The sequence below is a fragment of the Acidobacteriota bacterium genome, assembly GCA_028875575.1.
In the GTDB taxonomy this organism is placed as follows: Bacteria; Acidobacteriota; Terriglobia; order Versatilivoradales; family Versatilivoraceae; genus Versatilivorator.
This window is the reverse complement of the sequence record JAPPDF010000025.1, coordinates 1-18,407: the sequence shown is the minus strand read 5'-3', so window position 1 is coordinate 18,407 and position 18,407 is coordinate 1. Positions and strand designations below refer to the sequence as shown.

Here is an 18,407-nt window from a genome sequence, read left to right as displayed (position 1 = left end):
GCTCTATCCTCCTCGATCGATACCCTATCAGCGTGTAAACCATGTTTGCGGTTTATGATGTAAAGGATGAATGCGGTCTGTACCTGAGTATCACTCCCCCCTTGAGGGGGAGTCGGCGAGGCCAACGCGGCGTCCCTTCGACCGGGCCGCAGCCTGCAGCCGAGCCGGAGGGGGGTAAACGCCGCGCCCCGTGAGTGAAACTCACCCGCCAGGGTAAGTGCGCCGAGCCGGCGTCCGCGTGGCGCAAGTCTCACAATCATGCTGAACACCTGCCACGCCCGCGGCTGCTATACTAGCTCCACTGGGCATTGGGAACGCAGGTACGAGCAGTCTTCTGTGCTGCCTGTGGTTGCGAACTACGGGCCCGGATCCAAGGCCGGCCTCTCATGAGGAATCATCGTCGCCTCCTGTTGCCTGCCGTTGCCGGACTCGTGCTGGCTCTGGGCGGGATTCCGTCTCCGGCCCAGACGATTCCCGAATACGAACAGCAGGCGGATCAGCTGCGCCGAGACCACCGGGTCGAGGAGGCCATCGCGTTGCTCCAGGCCGGTATGGAGAGGCACCCGGGCGAGCCCCGTCTGCTCCTTCCGCTCAGCCTGCTCCTGATCGAATCCGGACGAGCGGACAAAGCCGAGGAGCATCTTCAGCGGGTCTTGGCACTGCTGCCGCTGGACCCGGAAGCCCACCGCAGCCTGGGGGAGGCCTATCTGCAGCAGGGCAGGCTTCCCCAGGCGATCCGTCATTTTCAACAATCCAACCGGCTCAGGAACGGCGACGAGAGGGTCCACTATCGCCTGGCCTTCCTCTTCCTGATCCAGGAGCGTCTGGATCTGGCGGTGGAACACACCCGTCGCGCCATCGAGATCGACCCCGGTGAGCCTCGATTTCGTCAACTCTATTCCCTGCTGTTGGGAATCCAGGGACGTGAGGAAGACTCCTATGAACAACTCAGGATCGCCCGTCGGCTGGACCCGGCCGATGCTTCCATCCTCTTTCGGATGAGTGAGAAGGAGCGCGCCGCCGGTCGCACGGCCACCGCCCTGGAATCGCTGAAGCTGGCGTCCGGAGCGGACCCCGAGAACCCCCTCTACCATTCCGAGCTGGCCCAACTGCACAGCCAACTGGGGCAGGAGCGGGAGGCGGCCGAATCGGCAGGCAAGGCCCGGGAGCTCTACCAGGCGTTTGAGGACTACATCGAAGCTCTGAGCCTGATGGGCCAAGGGAAAATTCTTCAGGCTCTGCCTCTGCTGGAGCCGGCCGTGGAGCGCCACCCGGAGTTCACCAGCGGCAGTCTCTTGCTGGCAGACGCCTATCAGAGGCTGGATCGTCCGCAACCGGCCTTGCAGCTCTATCTCCAGACCCTGGAAAGGGATCCCTCCAACACCAAGGCCATGCAGGAAGCCACCTGGATCCTGGCCGGGCGTTCCGACTTCGGCTCGGCCCTGCGCATCCTGGCAAAAGTCCCCCGAGCCCATCTCAACCAATCGCTGATCGAAGCCTACTGGAAGCAGGACCAGCAACAGCCCGAAGCCGCCCTGGAGCGGTTTCGCCGGGTCGAAAGCAGAAATCCGTTGAACCCGGGACTGCTGCAATGGATCAGCTATTGTCTCTACACCCAGGGGCAGAAAGAGGAAGCCCTCAGAGTTCTGAGGAAGATTGCCGACCTTCGGCCGGACGACGCAGGTGTCCAGCGGAGAATCGGGGAGATCGAGTTGGAGGGCCGCCGCGAGATGGCCTTCCGCCACATGGAGGCCAAGAACTGGGCGGCGGCGCTGGCTGCCTTCAGCGACCTGGCCGGGGACAGCCAACCCGGAGACCGTCAGGCTTCCTATCAGCTCCATCTCGCCTACTGCCACCAACAACTGGGCCAACTGCGCCAGGCGGCCCGGGCTTACACCAGCGGGCTGCGATCCCACCCGCAAGCGCATTGGGCACGACTGAACCTGGCCTCGACGCTCTACCGCCTCTCCCGCTTCCGGGAGGCCGTCGAACAGTGGGAACGACTTCCCGTCCCTTCCAAAACCGCCCCGATCCATTTCCAGTTGGGGGTCTGCTACCTCCACCTGGACCGATACGACCGGGCCGAGGCGGCGTTCCGCCAGTCCCTGGCGAAAGGCAACCGCTCGCCGCAGCTGTTCTATAACCTGGGAACCACCTTGCTGCGACGGTTCAAGACGGCCGAGGGCTGGGCCCTGATACGGCGTTCGGCCGCCGCCAACTATCCGCCCGCCCTTAGCCTTCTCAGACGGGCCGGCCTGACTGGACGATAGAGAACCCGCCCGACCTCCGAACCCGATCTGCCCTCAGGAGAAACCATCCATGCCGCCGCCCGTGGAAATACGCTCTACTCAAACCATTCTGTCTCTGGATGCCGATGGCCGAGACCGAGCCGCACTCTGGTTTCCGGAGCTGGTCGAGATCGGGGCCACTTCGGAGCGGCCCGTATTTTTCGACGGCCCATCCCCCTGCCCCGTATGGCAACCTCGGGACGGCTCGACCCTGGGTTACAGGGTCGAAATCCCGGGGAGCCTCGCCATTGACGCCAGCATCCGGTCACACCGGCTCGGATTCGATCTCAGCCTCGAGCTCACCAACGCAAGTCCGCGGGACTGGAATCAGGTAATTTCGGCCGTTTGCCTCCAACTGACCCAAGCGGCTTCCTTTGTCGACTTGACCAGGGAACGGACCGGATGCGTGTGCGGCGGACGCGTCCGGTCCTTTGCCGAGATGGAGACCATCGGAGGTCGCCCCGTATACCTGTTCTCTTTCGTCCGGGACCACACTCCCCAGAAGCTGCATGGGGACCCCACTCGACCCGGAGCCAAGTGGAGCCACACGGTCGAACGCCCCGACGACGGATTCCTGTGGGTGAGCGCCGCCGGCTCCAACCGGACGCTCTGGATGGGATGGGACGACAGCCAGTTCCTCCAGAGCAACATCACCCCGGCCTACGGATGCGTCCACTCCAATCCCTTCTTTGGGGACATGGCCTCCGGAGAATCCGTTCGCAGGAGGGGCCGGATTGCCGTATTGGAAGGCAGCCCCGAGGAGGCCCACAGGGCCTTCTTGAGCGAGTTCGGCAGGTAGGCCAATCAAGTCTCTCTTGCCGCGCCGCCGTGGGTAAGACTAGAATGTCAGGTCGATACCGCTGGTTCGGAGGGTCTCTTGCGGTTCACGAGTCGGCCATCGTTCGGTATGCGGCCGGGCAGAAAATTTTAATTCAAGGAGAAACCGTGCATTTCACCCAGGAACAAATTGAATTCTTCCATACCAACGGATATCTGCTGGGGCCTCGAGTGCTGTCGGACGCCACCATCGCGGAGTTGAAGCAGCGCATCCAGGGCATCCTGGACGGCAGCATCTCCTTTCCCGAGCTCTACAAGGGCGAAACGGTGGAACGGTCGGACGCCAAGGGCCAGTTGCCCTCGGTGAAGGTCGTCAACCTTTCCCGCCACGACTCGGTGTTTCGCAAGGTCTTGGGCAACGAAGCTGTCAGCACGCTGGCCAACGAACTCATGGAAGGCCCGGTGCGGCTGTGGGAAGACCAGATGATCTACAAGCCGGCCTTCGACGAGAAGACCAAGCTGGGGTGGCACCAGGACTACACCTACTGGGACCACGTCTACCCTCCGGACCTGGCCACCTGCTGGATCGCCATCGACGATGCCACCGTGGACAACGGCTGCATGTACGTGGTTCCGGGAAGCCACCGCTGGGAGTTGGACTACTCCCGCGAGGAGGTGGACGTGGCCGATCCCGAGTGGCTGCTGAAGCGCTCCGATCTGCCCGCCCAGGTGGAGCCGGTGGCTTGCGAGGTGCCGGCCGGCCACTGCCATTTCCACCACTGCAGGACCTTTCACGGCTCCTACGGCAACAAGACCGACAACCCCCGGCGAAGCTACGTCATGCACCTGATGCCGGGACACATCCGCCGTGGCGGCGAGGACTGGAACGACCGCATGGCATCGGTGGAAGGAGTGGCCGTGGGAGAGATCGTTCAGGGGCCCAGCTACCCGGAACTGCCGGTCTCCGCCTAGCCGTCCCATACGACACAACGGATCATGCGGGTTCAAACAGGCGTGTTGCTAGACGAGTAACCAGTGATCAGTGGTCAGTGGTCAGTGATCAGTCCTAACGGCAGGCAAGTGCCTGACGACTTGGTTGCGCTCTTTGAAGGACTGAGCCGAGATCCATAAGAGCTTCCCGTGTGGATCGAAAAACTATCCACTGATCACTAGCCACTATTCACTTTTCACCTAGCCGCGCCGCCGTTCCTCCATATGACGGCGCCGCCAGTACAGAGTTGAACAGGGCGTGTTTCCGCCTAATCCTCGATATTCCTCCACTCCAACTGCAGGAACTTGAAGGGCTTGTCCCCGAGCACCTTGTATCCGTGCTTGACGAAGCGGGGAGTGAAGATGACGTCCCCCGGGCCGACTTCGCGCTCGAACTCGCCCACCTCCCACAGGGCTTTGCCCTCCAGCACGATTTCGATCTGCTCCATTTTCGGATGGTAATGGACCGGGGTGTTTCCCCCGGGGCCGTACTGAACCAGGGCGATGACCGCCGATTCCGAGTTGATTTGCGGTGCGAGATAGACTACCTGTGAAATACCGAAGTGCCCTCCGGCCTCTTCAGCGCTGAGTTGCCGGATAGGATGGGTCTTCTCGGAGATCACGTACCCTACCGGCTCCGCCACCGCCACATCCAGGGCGCCGCTCCCGTCGAGATCCAATCCCTTCCCGGCCCGCGGCCACCAACGGGTGAAGCCGCTCAGATTGAACTTGAGTCGGGATACGGCGTGAGGGTTGGCCGTGCCGTTGGCGACGAACAGTTCCCCGGAAGCCGTGAAGTCGAGACCGCTGGGAGATTTCAGGGTCGGACTCTTTACAGGGTTCTCCGCCACCAGTTCTCCCTCCCTCAGAAAAACACGGTGAAGCTGATCGGAAGCAGCATCGGCAATGAAGGCCTCGCCCCAGGGGCTTTCGGCAGCACCCGTTAGATCGGCCCCCGACAACACCAGGGCGGTTCGGGGACCGCCCACCAGGGACTCTCCCTTCTTGTCCGTAAGCTGGTACACGTGATCGCCGGAGATCCCGAATACCCGGCCCTGCAGCACGAAGACATCCCTGTAGGTGCTCCCCGTCATCTTCCCGAACTTGCTCTTCAATGGATCTCGACGCGGCGCGCTGTTCCAGTCCTTGAAGTACATGTGACTGCGCTGGCGGAAGGTCTCGTCAAGGTTCGGTTGTTCCAGGAGCCGCCCGCTCAGCCCGGCACGATCCCCCGGATTGCCGTCATAGAGCTTCAGCCGGTCCGCGTTCGGGTCGTAGACCAGACGGCCGGTCAGATGCCGCTGGCGGTCATAAACCGAGAGGATATTGCCCCGCTTCATGGAGATCGAGGCGGCAGGAAAAACACCGGGGAAATCCTTGTCGCTGTAGGAAGCGACCCGCTTGACCTCTTCCTGCTTGTCTCTGATCTTGTACTGGACGATTTCCCCCTCGTTCTTGAGGATAAAGACCCGTTCCGTGGCCAGACCGGGCAACAGGGAAAAGACCAGCAAAAACAATCCCAAGAGCGGGATCCTCAGGTAGCGCGTCGGCATCGGTTTCCTCCATTGGTTTGATTGGCCCGGAGACAGAGGCAGTATCTCCGGACTCCATGCGATCCGGTGCAAGTCGGTCTCTAATAACTAGCGGAATTCCAGCCGGACCCACTCTTCGGCGCTCCGCACGGCGCTGGCCGGCCGGCTGCGGCTGCGGGCGATGTGTCCCTGGTCCTGGCGCAGGGTGGGCTGGCGGGCATCCTGATAGCGCCAGTCCAGGTTCCAGCGAACCGTCCGGCTTCGATTCGGCAATCCCTGGTGAAACAAGAGATTGCTGAACAGCACCACGTCTCCCGGGTCCAGCTCGATGGAGACGGCCTTTTCGAAAAGGGGCGTATACCTGGGGTCCACGATCTCCAGGTAATAGCGTCGACTGACGTGGGGCACCACCCCCAGCTTGTGGCTGCCGGGGACGAACTGCATGCAGCCGTTCTCCTCCCGCGCCGGAACCAGCGGCGACCAGACATTGAGCATTCGCAGTTCCTCCACGTCATCGTGCCGCACACTGTCATCGGTGTGCACGAAGTGGGTGTAACCGCCGTCCTGGTGCCACCAGATGCGGGTCCCCTCCCAGTCGGGGAGCTTGGGACGCACGGTGTAGTTGGGATAGAGGCGAATCTCGCCGCCCAAGACCGACTCCACCAGGTCGAGAAGCTCCGGATGAAAAAAATAGCCGAAGATTCCGGGCAAGTGCAGTTCGTGGCGGAAGCTTTGGGGCGCCTGGTCCAGGCAGTCCCGGAAAAGTCGGTAGATCCGGGTCTCGAAAGGCTCTTCCGCCAAGGAGGACGGGGCCCGTCCCTCCTGAATCAACCCGGCAGCCAGTTGGTCGACCAGCCCGTCGAGATCGGCTCGGGCTTCGGCCACCACTTGCGGCTCCACCAGCCCCCGCAGGATGACATAGCCCTCTTCGTCCAGTTGCTTTCTTAAGCCAGGTTGCATGAAGCGATCGGCACGGACTTGATCCCCCGATCGGGAATCCCGGGAGCAAACAGGGATCATAGAGTAAACGGGTGGATTTATAAAGGTGATATGGTAGGAGCGGACAGGGTCTGACGACGATCACTTCCACCATCGATTCCAGCCGCTCACATCCAAAAGAACCCCAGGAGCCACACCAGTGAGAAAGAGTAAAGTCCTGAAAAAATTCCGCAGCGGAGAGTTCGCCCGGATCTGTGGAATGGGGCACTTCCTTCCCTTCTTCATCCGCCACGCCGCCCACTCTCAATACGACGGGATCTGGTTCGACCTGGAACACCGGACCATGAACGACAGAGAAGTGCAGTCCATTCTGGCCCTGTGTCATCTCCACGATATCGATTGCATGATCCGTCCCTCCACCCGCGAGCCCGCTCGGCTGTACCGTTACCTGGAAGAGGGAGCCGCCGGATTCATGTTTCCCTTTGTCAACAACGCGGAGGTCGCCAGGCAATTGGTCCGAGCGGTTAAATTTCCACCTCTGGGTGACCGTGGGGTCGACGGGGCGGGAATGGACGCCGACTACACCCTGGCTGCCTGGACACCGGGAGCCGACTACTGTGGGGAAGCCAACCGCGAGACCTTCATCCTGGCCCAGATCGAAGCCCCTGAGGCACTGGACAACGTGGACGAAATTGCTGCCGTGGAGGGGATCGACTGTCTTTTCGTAGGCCCCGCCGATCTCACCCGTCGCATGTCCAGCCTGCCCGGGGCCAAGCCGTTCGTTCTGGATGACGCCGTCCGGCGGGTGGCCGACGCGGCCAGCCGGGCCGGCAAGGCCTGGGGAGTCACAGTGCCCTCCCTGGAGGCCTTGAAAAAGTACCGCGGGATGGGAGGCCAGGTGATGCCCTGGGGAGGGGATTATTTTCTGGTTGGGGTCCTGGACCAATGCCGCAGAGACATGGATGGAGTGCTGGAGCCGGAATGAGGTGACTCACCGCCGGCGCAACACCGATTCGTCTCGCCAGGGTTGGAAGGTTTTCCTCAACTCGACAGCACTTTGGGAAAGGGCGCTGCAGTTCCTGGCCAAGACCTCGAAGACACGGTTGGCTATCACACGGTGCCCCAGGTTATTGGCATGCACACCGTCAGGGTCAACCATCCAGGGAGCCATTCCCTGGGCCTCGAAGACATCGGCGTAAAGCACGTCACATTCCTGCGCCAAGTGCCGCATGGCGGCATTGAACCCTATGAACGACTCCAGGCTGCCTCGATCGAATGGCGGGTATTGATCGAAGGCCGTCATGTAGTAGGCATTCACCAACACCATCAAGGCGCCGCTGCGCTCCTTGATGTCCAGCAGGATATGCCCGAGGTCCTGCAGGAACGCCTCGAGAGGCGTCCCTCCCCTGGCATCATTCAGCCCATAGGAAACCAACACCAGGTCCGGTCGATGCGCCAACACGTGCTTAACGTAACGCTCCATGGCGCTGGGCTTCCCGGAGTTTTCGTAGGCAGGGCTTCTCCGGGAAATCAGGTTGGCTCCCAATCCGCTGTTGATCATCTTGACCGGCTCCAGTTGCGCCTCGTCGATCAACTGGCCCAGCCGGTGGACCCAGGTCAGCTCCCGTCGAGTCGCCGTTCCGCCGGCCGTGGTGCTTTCACCCAGGGCTACGCCAACTTTAAAGGGAGTCTTGCGGTAGTCTCGCTTGTTCAGGAACGTCGAGGAATCGTCCATTGGAGAGATTGGATGGGAAGTCCCTGCCTCGCGCCGGCATGCCTCACCGGGAAGCGTGCTCCGGCCCTTCTTCAGCGCACGAACCAGCGGGCCGCGCAGCGGACCTGGCTCTTTTGAAACTCAAGGGTGTATGGATTGACCAGCCAACGGGCCAGGTAGCCGTCGGTGCGAGCCAACAGCCAACCGAAATCCCAGCCCTTGCTCCGGTACCGGATCGGAATTGAAGGCTTGACCCGAACTACCGGCTGGGCAGCCCCCCACAGCCGTTTCTGGTCGGTATAGTAGTAGTTGGGACCCACGTGGACGAATACCTCGTGGTCCATGGCCTTTGCCGGGTCCTCGGCCAGGTCGGCGCACAGACCCCGGAGCCCCACCTTGACGTCCCGGCCGCGGGCGCATTGCCTGGCCAGTTCCTCTACCGATCCCGACACCACCGTGCCGTCCTCGGTGTGAGAGAGAACCTCTTCCCAGACATCGAGCACATGGAAACCGTAGGATTCGAAGTCATAGACAAAGTTGTGGCTGGGGGCGTTGGTGCCTGCATCCCAATCGTCGAAGCGGTGGGTGTTGGGATCAGAACCCTGATCGTAGGGGGGTGAGGACCCCGGTAGACCTTCGTCCGGCCTGCCGTCCAGGTAGGGCCGGGCGATGGCCTGCAGGCCGTTCTGGTTGTACATGAAGAAGGACATGGATGCCCGGGGGCCAAAGCCGTCCTCCACCAGTCCCACCGGCTGCCTGAGATTCATGATCCCGGCCGTCCATCGATCTTCCAGCAGATATGTCACCCGAAAGTCGGAGACCTCCTGAACCAGTTCGGGATTGTCGGAGTCCCGGTCCACGTGCTCGTTGTGCCGGAACTCGGTATAGATTCTGAGGTCGGCGCCCCGCCGGATGGCGTCGGCCAGGGCTTTCTCGCTGCCCGCCACGGGCTGGCGCTGCTTGTCGAGGGAGAGAGCCAGTCTCCAGTGATTGCTATCTGACAGCAACTGCTCACTTGAATCGGTATTCTCGACCATGGGTCCAGACCTTTCCTGTTTTGAAGAATGGTCGGCGTCGATGACGGCCGGCCCCGGGGAGTGTCCCCCGTTCTGAATTCACCCCCGGTGCTTCAGGGGACGACCGGGAAACCGGTCCAGAAGATTCCCCTCCCGCAACGCCCACTCGCCGTTGACCAAAAGGTGGTGAATGCCCCGGGGGGCACGGTGGGGCTCCATGTAGTCGGCCTGAGTGCCGATGCGTTTCGCATCGAATACCGTTACATCGGCCCAGTATCCCGGGGCCAGCAACCCTCGCCGTTCCAGCTTGAATCGGCGGGCCGGCAGCGCCGTCGATTTGTGCACCGCCTCTTCGACCGTAAACCAGCCCTTCTCTCGAACGAATTCTCCAAGCAGGGTGGGATAGGTTCCAAAGGTACGAGGATGGGGATTCCCCTCGGTATAGACCCCGTCGGTGATGATTGAGGTCAGCGGGTGGCTCAACACCTTGCGCAAATTTTCTTCCGACTGGTTGAAGGAAACAATCATCAGGGAGGCCCGGGTCTCCTGCAGCAGATCCAGGGCCGTTTCCACACCGGAACGGCCGCGTTCCTCGGCCACCCGGTAAATGGTTCTGCCGACCAGGGCCTGGTGGCTCCTCGCCCGTGCCGATGCAATCCATTGGTGGCCCCTCTCCCGAACCGATGCGATCAACAGGTTCTCCCAGCCGTTGCCCAGGTTGGCCTCGGTCTCATCCGCAATCCTGCCCCGAGTGTCCTTGTCAGAAAGCCGCTCCAGCAACCGCCCGGTTCCCCCCTCCAGGGCCCAGCTCGGCAGAACTTGAGTTAGATGGCACGATCCCGCCAGATAGGGGTAGGCATCGACCCCCACGTCCACCCCGTCCCGCTCAGCCCGGTCCACCAGGTCCAACACCGCATCCATCTTTTCCCAGTTCATGCGGCCCACCGTCTGCAGGTGGGAAAGCTGAACCGAGACCCCGGTCTCACGCCCCAGGTTGAGAGCCTCCTCCACGGCCTCGAGGATGTGAAATTTATAGTCTCTGAGGTGGGTGGTGTAGTAGGCATCGTGTCCGTGCACGATGCGGCAGAGCCGGGCCAGCTCCGCGAAATCTCCGTAGCTGCTGGGGGCTTCGTTCAGTCCGGTCGAGAACCCGATCGATCCCTGCTCCAGGCAGGAGGACAGCCTCCGTTCCATCCGTCGCCACTCCGCCGAATCGAGCGGGGCCGCCTTGATCCCGCAGACGTTGGCCCTGAGGGTGGCGTGGCCGGTGAGGGCCGCCACATTGGTTCGGCTCCCGACCTCCTGAAGGTCGTCGAAGTAGGCCGCCGCATCGGTCCAGGCCTTGTTTCCCCGCCTCTCGAACAGATCGAAGCTCGGGACCAGCTTCTCCGAGGGCAACTTGGGAAAGAGGGAGAACCCGCAGTTGCCGACGACTTCCGTGGTGACCCCCTGCAGGACCTTCTCAGGGCGGTGTTCCAGCACCTCCAGGTCGCTGTGGCTGTGCACGTCGATGAAACCGGGCGCCACCGTGAGTCCGGAGCAGTCCACCACCTCCATATCCGGGGAGGCGGCAACCGCACCCACCTCCCGGACTCGGCCGCCATGGATCAGGACCGACACCTCCCTGCCCGGGCTGCCGCTGCCATCCACCACCGTTCCGTTGGACAAGAGAATCACCGGGATCTCCTTCTCAGCGCTTGAAGAAGAAATTCTCGGCCGTCTTCACCAGGATCTGGTCCTTGTCGCTTTCGCTCAGGAAGTCGGCGTGATCCTGAATCAAGGCCACCGCGGCTTCGAAGCTGTTGGGAGCCTTGAGAGCCTGCAGGGGACAGTCGCTTTCCCACATGCAGCGTTCGGGACCGAAGGCCTCCACCACCCGGCGGATGAGCGGAAGCTGTTCCAGGTAAGGCGGCTTCTTGGCCCCCAGCGCATAGAAGGCTCCAATCTTGACCATCACGGCGGGGTGCCTGGCCATGTCGCACAGGGCCGTGATCTGCTCCTCGGGGAAGGTTCCCAGTCTTCCGATCAGACAGAGGTGATCGATGATGACCGGTGTTTGCGGGTAACGGCGGCACATGCGGTCCAGCTCGGGCAGGTCGGGCGGCGACATCAGGAAGCTGAGGGCCAGGCGGTGGTCGGCGGCGGCCTTGAACATCCTCTCGTACCCCTCGTGGTCGAGCCAGCGGGGCCCGTCGCCCAAGCGCGGCCGCGTGCTCTTTCCCCGAATGCGGAAGGCCAGGATACCTCCCCGGGCCAGGTCCACCATGGTCCTGTCGGGTCGGGCCAGACTGACGTCGGTTACCGCCGGGACGATTCCCGTCCCCACGAAGTTGCCGGGCCGGGCGGCGATGATGTCCAGAATATAGCTGTGGTCGAGCCCGTACCATGTCATCTGGATCAGGTTGGTTCGGCGGACCCCCTGGGGCCGGCTGTGACGGGCCAGATCCTCGGGAGTGAAGCTGGGATACCAGAAGTCCTTTTTGCTGAACCCCGGCGCCAGGGGATACTTATCGGTATCGGGAGTCCACACGTGCACGTGGGCGTCCACGATATCGATCCGCTTGCTCGGGGTGGCAGCCAGGGGTGTCGGCTTTCCGGCCGCCAGCAACCCCAGGCCGGCCCCCGATGCCAGCAATTCTCTGCGGGTGATTTCCTTCATGGTTACCTCATGAGTATGGGTGGGCTGTCTTTACCGAAACCCAAGGACCAGGAGACCGAGACCGGCCCGTAGCAAGACAGTCTAGCCCTTCTTGTCCGTTGTTGACACGGCCTGGGTGTAGACGGCAGCGGCGGCGTTCAACCGTTGGAGAGCCTCCTCGGGGAGGGTGATCCGGGTTCCCGAGAAGTTGTCGGAAACGTGCTCCGGTTTCTCGGCTCCGGCCAGCACGCTGGTGACTTCCGGATGGCTCAGAACCCAGGCCACGCAAACCTGGGGCCGGGTCACTCCCAATTCATTGGCGACCGAATCCAGCGTCTCTATGGGACCCGTCAACGGAGATCCCTCCGGGATTTTCCGGCCCGGTGCCAAGCGGCCCTCCCCAAGGGGGCTGAAGGCCAGCAGGCCAAGGTTTCCCTGACGGATCAGAGGAAACAGCTCGTCAAACATGAAGTCCTTTCGATCGGCGGCCACCAGGTTGTAATAGTCTTCCAGCCCGGCGATGGGGCTCTTGCCTTCCCGCTTCCCCAACTCCACCAACTCTCCGACCTGACGGGCCAAGTGGTTGGAAACCCCCCAGTAGCGGATCTTGCCGGCCTTGACCAGGTCGTCCAGGCTGTCGGCGAGCTGCTCCATGTGCTCCCGTGTGGGGATGTCAGGCTGTGGGGAATCCGAATCCTCCCTCGGGGTCCGTTCGTCAGGGGAATGCAGGAGGTAAAGATCGATATAGTCCGTGCCCAGGCGCTTGAGGCTCCCTTCTGCCTTGCGGAACAGGGACTCGCGGGTAAAGACCGATCGCTCCGAATCCGGGCCGTCCACGGGCGCTGCCTTGGTGCAGACGACCACCTGGTCACGCCTTCCGGCCATGGCTTTGCCCAGAACCGTTTCCGAACCGCCCCAACCGTAGGCCTCCGAGGAGTCGAAGAAGTTGACGCCGATGTCGATGCAGTGGCGCAGGATGCGCAGCCCCTCCGGATCGTCGCCCTTGCGGCTCACCTTGCGAAAGGCGGTGCCCTGGCACAGCCTGGACACGTAGAGATCGGTGTGCCCGAATCTCACCAGGTGAGACGGCCGCTCAACCGCCGGCTCCTCGGGCGGCGCCGACCCGCACCCGGAGAGATTGCTCAACAGCACCCCTCCGGCCGCCGTACCGCAGGTTTTCAGAAAGTCTCGGCGATCCCTGAATGAAGAGACGCCGCAGGGAAACCGGGAAATGACCGGCATGGCTGGATCCTTTCATCTCTTGGCCCGTGCCGCCCGGCAAGGAGGGCTTGCGGGCGGAGCCGCTGTCAGCTTCAACCGTTGGTCCTGAGGCATGACGCCCCAGAGTGAGCGCTATTCTCTACCGGCATTTCCGGCGGGTCAAGTGAGAAGGGTCGGGTTGGAACCGGGAAAGGCGGCTGCGCTGCAAAACCACAAGGGGAAAAGAGTTGTCCGCGAAGTCACACGAAGAACGACGAAGGGCCACCAAGCGAAACGGATTTGCTTTAGCGGCACGCTCAGCCACTAGACGGGAAAATAACATCGATGCACAGGATTATTCAGGATTTATTCAGGACACGGCTGGCCTGTAATCCCGGGAATCCGCGAATCCGCACTGGATCATCTCCCGAGCCGGCTTCCGGTGCAGGAAGCTCTCGTCCTGTTTATCCTGTGCATCCTGTGCATCCATGTTCATAAATCAAGATATCGATCTCCTACGGCATAGCCTCCTGTCCATCCACGGTCCCTGATACCGCCAACCGGTGTCAGCCCCAGCCCCAGCCCCAGCCCAAAAAAAAGGCAGCCAGGGCGGTGGCCCTGACTGCCTCGAGAGCTTCGAAAACGGCTGGGATCTAGAAGCCGAGCCGAGCGCGAAGCGTGATTCCGCGGTTCCCGCCTCCGCTACGAACGATGCCAAAGTTCGGATCGGCGACATTGGTGCTGGCCCCGCCGGAATTGGCGTGGTTCAACAGGTTGCTGATGTAGGCTTCGAGCTTGAAGTAGGGGCTCTGCTCCAGGGCGGGAATGAGTTTCCACTCCTTGAAGATGTTGATGTTGAGATCCCATCGGTTGGGATGCCTGAGGGCGCCCCGGGGAGCGGTCCCGTAGCGGCTCTCGGGCGGCAGCGCAAAGCATCCCCGATTCCAGAGCTGCCCTCTTCCCTCGAAACCGGTGTCGTTGGGATTGCAGCCTCCCACCAGGTCGGGCCGGGCGCCGTCCCCGCGGAGCTTGAGGGCGGGATGGTTTCCGCCGCTGAAGACCGGAATAAACCTGCCGCGTCCACCGGTTCTGAATTGAGGGACAAGCGTCCAGTCGCCGATCAGGTGATGGAGCCAGGTCGACGCGCCGGAAGCGAATTGCTGTCCCTTCCCGAACGGCAGCGGCACCACCGCCAGCCAGCGGGAGGTAAGGTCGGGGACGCCCGCCTGCCACCCGTAGTCGTTGTGGCGCTGACCGGCGCTGGACTGGAAGAAGCCGGAAGAGGAGCCGAACAGACCCCCCTGGACATCGTTCAGGCTCTTGGACCAGTTGAACCAGCCCCGGAAGTAGATCCCGCTGGAGAACTGCCGGGTCAACTCCAGTTGCAGGGCGTTGTACTTGGAGTTGCCTCCCAGTTGCAGGGCGTGGACGTTGGCGAACTTGGATGGATCGAAGGGCTGATAGCTGCTGCCCGGACGGATGGCCTGCAGGTCTTCGATGTAGGGCCAGGAAACTCCCCTGGACCCCACCCAGGAGGCCCGCCCCGACCAGCCGAGGCCGAACTCCTTCTCCAGGGTGATGTTCCACTGCTGGTCGTAGGGCCAGTTGTTCTTGCGCAGGTCAACGTCGGCGGAAGTCAGGCTGGTGGGCCCCACCTGCCCTGCCGGGAAGGGACGCTCCCAGGTAAAGTTGGGAACCCCGTTGACGATCTCGTTGTCCTGGAACAACTCGCTGAACTGGTAGGGCCCCCAGACGTGACCGGCCAGGATTCCGGCGCGGTCGAACTCCCCGAAGACGTTGGCGATGGCCCAGGCCGTGGACTTCACGAAGGGCACGTGGAAGACGCCGTAGCCGCCCCGGATGACAAGGCTGTCGGTGGCGCGGAAAGCCAAGCCCAAGCGAGGATCGACCAGGACGCTCTTGAAGTTCCTCAAGCCGGAGGGATAGCCGGCCTCCCCGGCCGTGACCACTTCAATGGGAAAGTTGGGAGCGATGGCCTGCGTCGACCTGTCGTTGGGCACCACCACTCTGGCCGTAGCCAGGTCGAAGTTGTAAATGGTATCGCCCAGGACCTCGCTGGGAACGCCGTAATGCTGGAAGCGGATTCCCGGCGTGATGGTGAGCCTGGGCGTCACCTTCCAGTCATCCTGGAAGTAGAACCCGAACTCGTTGTGGCGGGCCTCGGCCCTGGGGCGGACGCCGTCAATCTGGGTCGTGAAGGGCAATCCCAGAAGGAGATCTCCAAAATCGTAGCCGGTAAACCTTCCGTTGAAGTCGAAGATCCCGAACGGCGCCGGGATGCTGATGGTGCTGAACATGTGCGGGGACTGGTGGCGGTACTCGAACCCGGTCTTGAAGAGGTGGGTTCCCCGGTTGACGGAGATGTTGTTTCTCCACTGCTGGACCTCGCCATCCTCGTAGTCGGTCTCACCCGAAAAGAGCGACCCGATGAGGGTGGAGGGCAATGGGTTGAAGGACCCCAGATGGGAGCTGAGCTGCCGCCCCAGGGTGCGCACCTTGATGTGGGGAGTTCCCACCCCTTCCCGCAGGACGCGGCCGCCCAACTCGGTGACTCCCAGGATCTGGGTCAGGTAATCCCGCCCCTGCACGTCCCCGACGGCCCAGACCGACTGCTGCCGGTTCCAGGCGTACTGGAATTCGTTGACCACGTTGGCGCCAAAGGTGTGGCTGTTGGAAATGCTGATGGCCCGGGTGTTTCCCCTTTCCACGAAGCCCGCGTTCGGAAAGGGGTCGCCGCGGCCTTCGGGAGAGACGTTGTTATAGCGGTAGTGGGCGATGGTCAGCGTGTTGGTTTCGCTGATGGCGTGGTCGAAGGTGTACTTCTGCCAGTTGTTGTCGGATGCATTGTAGGAAATGTAGCGGAAGTTATCGAACAACGCCCCCGGTGGTCCATAGTTGGGCAAAGGCAGAACGCCAGTGTTGTCCAAGACTCTTCGGGCAATGGGGCTGATCATGCTCTCCGGCACAATGTTTCCCGGGAAGGGCTGCTGAATCCCGTTGACCACGTTGTAGGGGTTGGTGGGGCAGGGCACGGTGGGGTTGGGATTGGCGGCGCTGGGGAACACGCAGTTGGAGAAGGCAATGAACTCGTTGAGGTCGCCGGCCCGCATCGCCGCGGTGGGCACAACCCGGCCCGTATTGAACACCGGGTTCTCCCTGGAGGCCGGCTGATAGAGAAAGTGGAAGAAGGTCCTGTTGCGGCCGTCATAGATCTTGGGGACCCAGACGGGGCCGCTGGCCTCGTAAGACCATCGCTTGGACGTCTTGGAAGGCGGCCTGGGACCTGAATTGCCGGAAGGCAGGGCATTGAGAGCCGGATTGCGAAACTCCCCGAAGATCTCGCCGTGAAACTGGTTGGTTCCCTGCTTGCCGATGCCGAAGACGTTGGTCGGCACCCGATACTCTGCGGCGGCGTTGAAGTCGACCTGGTGGACTTCCTGCAGGGTCTCCTGGGTGGCCCGGAAAGAACCGTAGGCGTTGGTGGGGATTCCGTCCTGCTCCTCGCTCAGGTTGTTGGCGAAGCCGCCGTGCACCTGGGCGCGAGCCTCGGTACCGGGGTTCTGGTAGATATTGTAAATGAGGGCGGCCCCGATGTTGGCCCCGTAGACCTCCTGATTTCCGAGGCGGTGCTTGATGACCGACGTATCGGTGTCGATGGTGGCCCCTTCCTCCGAAACCGTGATCTCGGTGGCCTGCTCGCCGATTTCCAGCTCCACGTCCACGCGGCGGACGTCGCCCGCATAGACCACCACTCCGGTGTTGACGTAGCGCTTGAAGCCGGGCAGCGTCACTGCAATGGTGTAGGTGCCGTTGTCCAGTCCTCTCAATTCATAGTCGCCCACCTCTGTGGTCACCGTGGTACGAGAGATTCCGCTGGCCTCGTTGGTGGCCGTGACTTCGGCGTTGACGATGGCGGCGCCGCTGGGATCGGTAACGGTTCCGCGGAATCCGGACAACTGGACCTGAGCTTCCAGCAGGGCCGGGTTGAATGACAGGCCCGCGACCAGCGCCGGAATCAAGGTCAGGATCAGAAAAGCCTTGTTGGAAAGTAGAGACCTCATGGGGTTCGTTACCTCCGAATGGGGTGAGTCGGACAATCAGGTTGAAAGGGTTTAGACCAATAATCTATTCGAGTCGGGATCGGATTCGATACCGCTCAATTTCAACTAATGACTATGGTGCAATTCGCCTGCCATTGTAAGACGGGAAAAAAATTTCTTGCAAAGTACCACAATCGTTGGAGAAAAGACAGGACTATTGCCGATTGGACAACCGGGACATTGTCCCCGAACGCTCGGGCAACTACAGCATTCCGGATCTCTCTACAGAATCTCGTAGCAGCCCGCCGGATATGGGAAGATGACCTGACGAAAGGGTGGTCGGTGGGACGTGGTTGGCGTCGTTCAGGAGAGGCTGCGGGGTGTTGCGAGGCGTGCTCCTGGACACCCCCGCCCGGCTGGCTCGAAGCTAACGCTAACCCAACCCAATGGCTCGCCCCGGGCATGAATCCGGGTCGCGCCCCATGGGCTGACGCCCACGGCTAAGTGCTGTCGCCGCATTCGCGGCTGGTAAGGAAGCTGGCTCATGCGGCCTATTTGCAGATGAGTAACGGGCTTGCGCTTGAGGTTGGTTCACCGGTATTTGCTGCCGCCGCGTTCGCGGCTTAACTCCCCTACGTGACGTTTTCCGATGGCTTCCCCCGGGCTGTGGCCCGGGACATATTCTGAATAGAAAAGCACGTTTCCTCTTGCAGTGTTGTGGGTTCGGGGAGAGCTGCTAATGCTGCGGTTGACGTGGGTTACCTAGCAAGACGCCGCCTACGAGCCATCCTTATAGAGCTGCGTAGCTGCGGCCCAGGGTAGCCCCGGGTGGCAACCCGGGGTCGTATGGGTTCAGCACCCACCCAGCCGCGAATGCGGCGAATAGTAAGCACCCGTTCCGGAACGCATTGCTTCCCCAACGAAACGCCCCCTCACGCCACCATCACCCGCTGCCGCCACATACGCAGCGCCGCGTCCCCCCCACCGGCTCAACCGCGGGCTGAAGCTCCTATGTGGCGGTCTCGCCGATTCCGTCCCCCCCACCGGTTCGACTGCGGGCGAAGCCCTTGTCTCACCGACTCCCCCTCAAGGGGGGAGTGATAGAGTTCTACTGGAAGCCTTTTGCTGGCCTCGAATCACTCCCCCCTGGAGGGGGAGTCGGTGAGACGGTACAGACCGCATTCATCCTTTACACCCTAAACCGCAAACATGGTTTACACGCTGATAGGGTATCGATCGAGGAGGATAGAGC

12 protein-coding genes are annotated in these 18,407 nt (G+C 62.0%); 4 read left to right on the top strand and 8 right to left on the bottom strand.

Features of this window, described 5'->3' with window-relative positions; genetic code table 11:
* Nucleotides 1-386: 386 nt before the first annotated feature.
* Genes OXI69_03005 through OXI69_02995 form a run of 3 tightly spaced genes read left to right on the top strand, consistent with a single transcriptional unit; the run spans nucleotide 387 to nucleotide 4,037 of the window.
* The gene (locus OXI69_03005) at nucleotides 387-2,270 is read left to right on the top strand and encodes a tetratricopeptide repeat protein (GenBank protein ID MDE2665101.1); all 1,884 of its coding nucleotides are present in this window, start codon (nucleotides 387-389) and stop codon (nucleotides 2,268-2,270) included.
* Between the two features lie 49 nt (nucleotides 2,271-2,319).
* Complete coding sequence (locus OXI69_03000) at nucleotides 2,320-3,087, top strand: hypothetical protein (protein MDE2665100.1); 768 nt, start codon at nucleotides 2,320-2,322, stop codon at nucleotides 3,085-3,087.
* 44 nt (nucleotides 3,088-3,131) lie between these two features.
* Nucleotides 3,132-4,037, top strand: coding sequence for a phytanoyl-CoA dioxygenase family protein (locus OXI69_02995; GenBank protein MDE2665099.1), 906 nt, complete (start codon nucleotides 3,132-3,134; stop codon nucleotides 4,035-4,037).
* 287 nt (nucleotides 4,038-4,324) lie between these two features.
* Here the strand turns inward: OXI69_02995 and OXI69_02990 are convergent, their stop codons facing one another.
* Together OXI69_02990 and OXI69_02985 are read right to left on the bottom strand one after the other, a co-directional pair.
* Nucleotides 4,325-5,608: a cupin domain-containing protein gene (locus OXI69_02990; protein MDE2665098.1), complete on the bottom strand. Its 1,284-nt coding sequence runs from the start codon at nucleotides 5,606-5,608 to the stop codon at nucleotides 4,325-4,327.
* 87 nt (nucleotides 5,609-5,695) lie between these two features.
* Nucleotides 5,696-6,547 (bottom strand): phytanoyl-CoA dioxygenase family protein, encoded by an 852-nt coding sequence (locus OXI69_02985; protein ID MDE2665097.1) that lies wholly within the window; start codon nucleotides 6,545-6,547, stop codon nucleotides 5,696-5,698.
* A 178-nt stretch (nucleotides 6,548-6,725) separates the two neighbouring features.
* On the opposite strand from OXI69_02985, the gene OXI69_02980 reads away from it, so the two are divergent.
* Nucleotides 6,726-7,511: an aldolase/citrate lyase family protein gene (locus OXI69_02980; GenBank protein MDE2665096.1), complete on the top strand. Its 786-nt coding sequence runs from the start codon at nucleotides 6,726-6,728 to the stop codon at nucleotides 7,509-7,511.
* 6 nt (nucleotides 7,512-7,517) lie between these two features.
* On the opposite strand, the gene OXI69_02975 is transcribed toward OXI69_02980, so the two are convergent.
* From OXI69_02975 to OXI69_02950, 6 genes are all read right to left on the bottom strand, one after another.
* Nucleotides 7,518-8,261 (bottom strand): SGNH/GDSL hydrolase family protein, encoded by a 744-nt coding sequence (locus OXI69_02975; GenBank protein MDE2665095.1) that lies wholly within the window; start codon nucleotides 8,259-8,261, stop codon nucleotides 7,518-7,520.
* Nucleotides 8,262-8,332: 71 nt separating this feature from the next.
* On the bottom strand, nucleotides 8,333-9,277 hold the full coding sequence (locus OXI69_02970; GenBank protein ID MDE2665094.1) for a hypothetical protein: 945 nt from the start codon (nucleotides 9,275-9,277) through the stop codon (nucleotides 8,333-8,335).
* A gap of 78 nt (nucleotides 9,278-9,355) precedes the next feature.
* Entirely contained in the window at nucleotides 9,356-10,933 is a 1,578-nt protein-coding gene (locus OXI69_02965) for a D-aminoacylase (protein ID MDE2665093.1), read from the bottom strand.
* Between the two features lie 13 nt (nucleotides 10,934-10,946).
* Nucleotides 10,947-11,915: an amidohydrolase family protein gene (locus OXI69_02960; GenBank protein ID MDE2665092.1), complete on the bottom strand. Its 969-nt coding sequence runs from the start codon at nucleotides 11,913-11,915 to the stop codon at nucleotides 10,947-10,949.
* A gap of 81 nt (nucleotides 11,916-11,996) precedes the next feature.
* Entirely contained in the window at nucleotides 11,997-13,136 is a 1,140-nt protein-coding gene (locus OXI69_02955; protein ID MDE2665091.1) for an aldo/keto reductase, read from the bottom strand.
* A gap of 611 nt (nucleotides 13,137-13,747) precedes the next feature.
* Nucleotides 13,748-17,176 (bottom strand): TonB-dependent receptor, encoded by a 3,429-nt coding sequence (locus OXI69_02950; protein MDE2665090.1) that lies wholly within the window; start codon nucleotides 17,174-17,176, stop codon nucleotides 13,748-13,750.
* Nucleotides 17,177-18,407 lie beyond the last annotated feature (1,231 nt).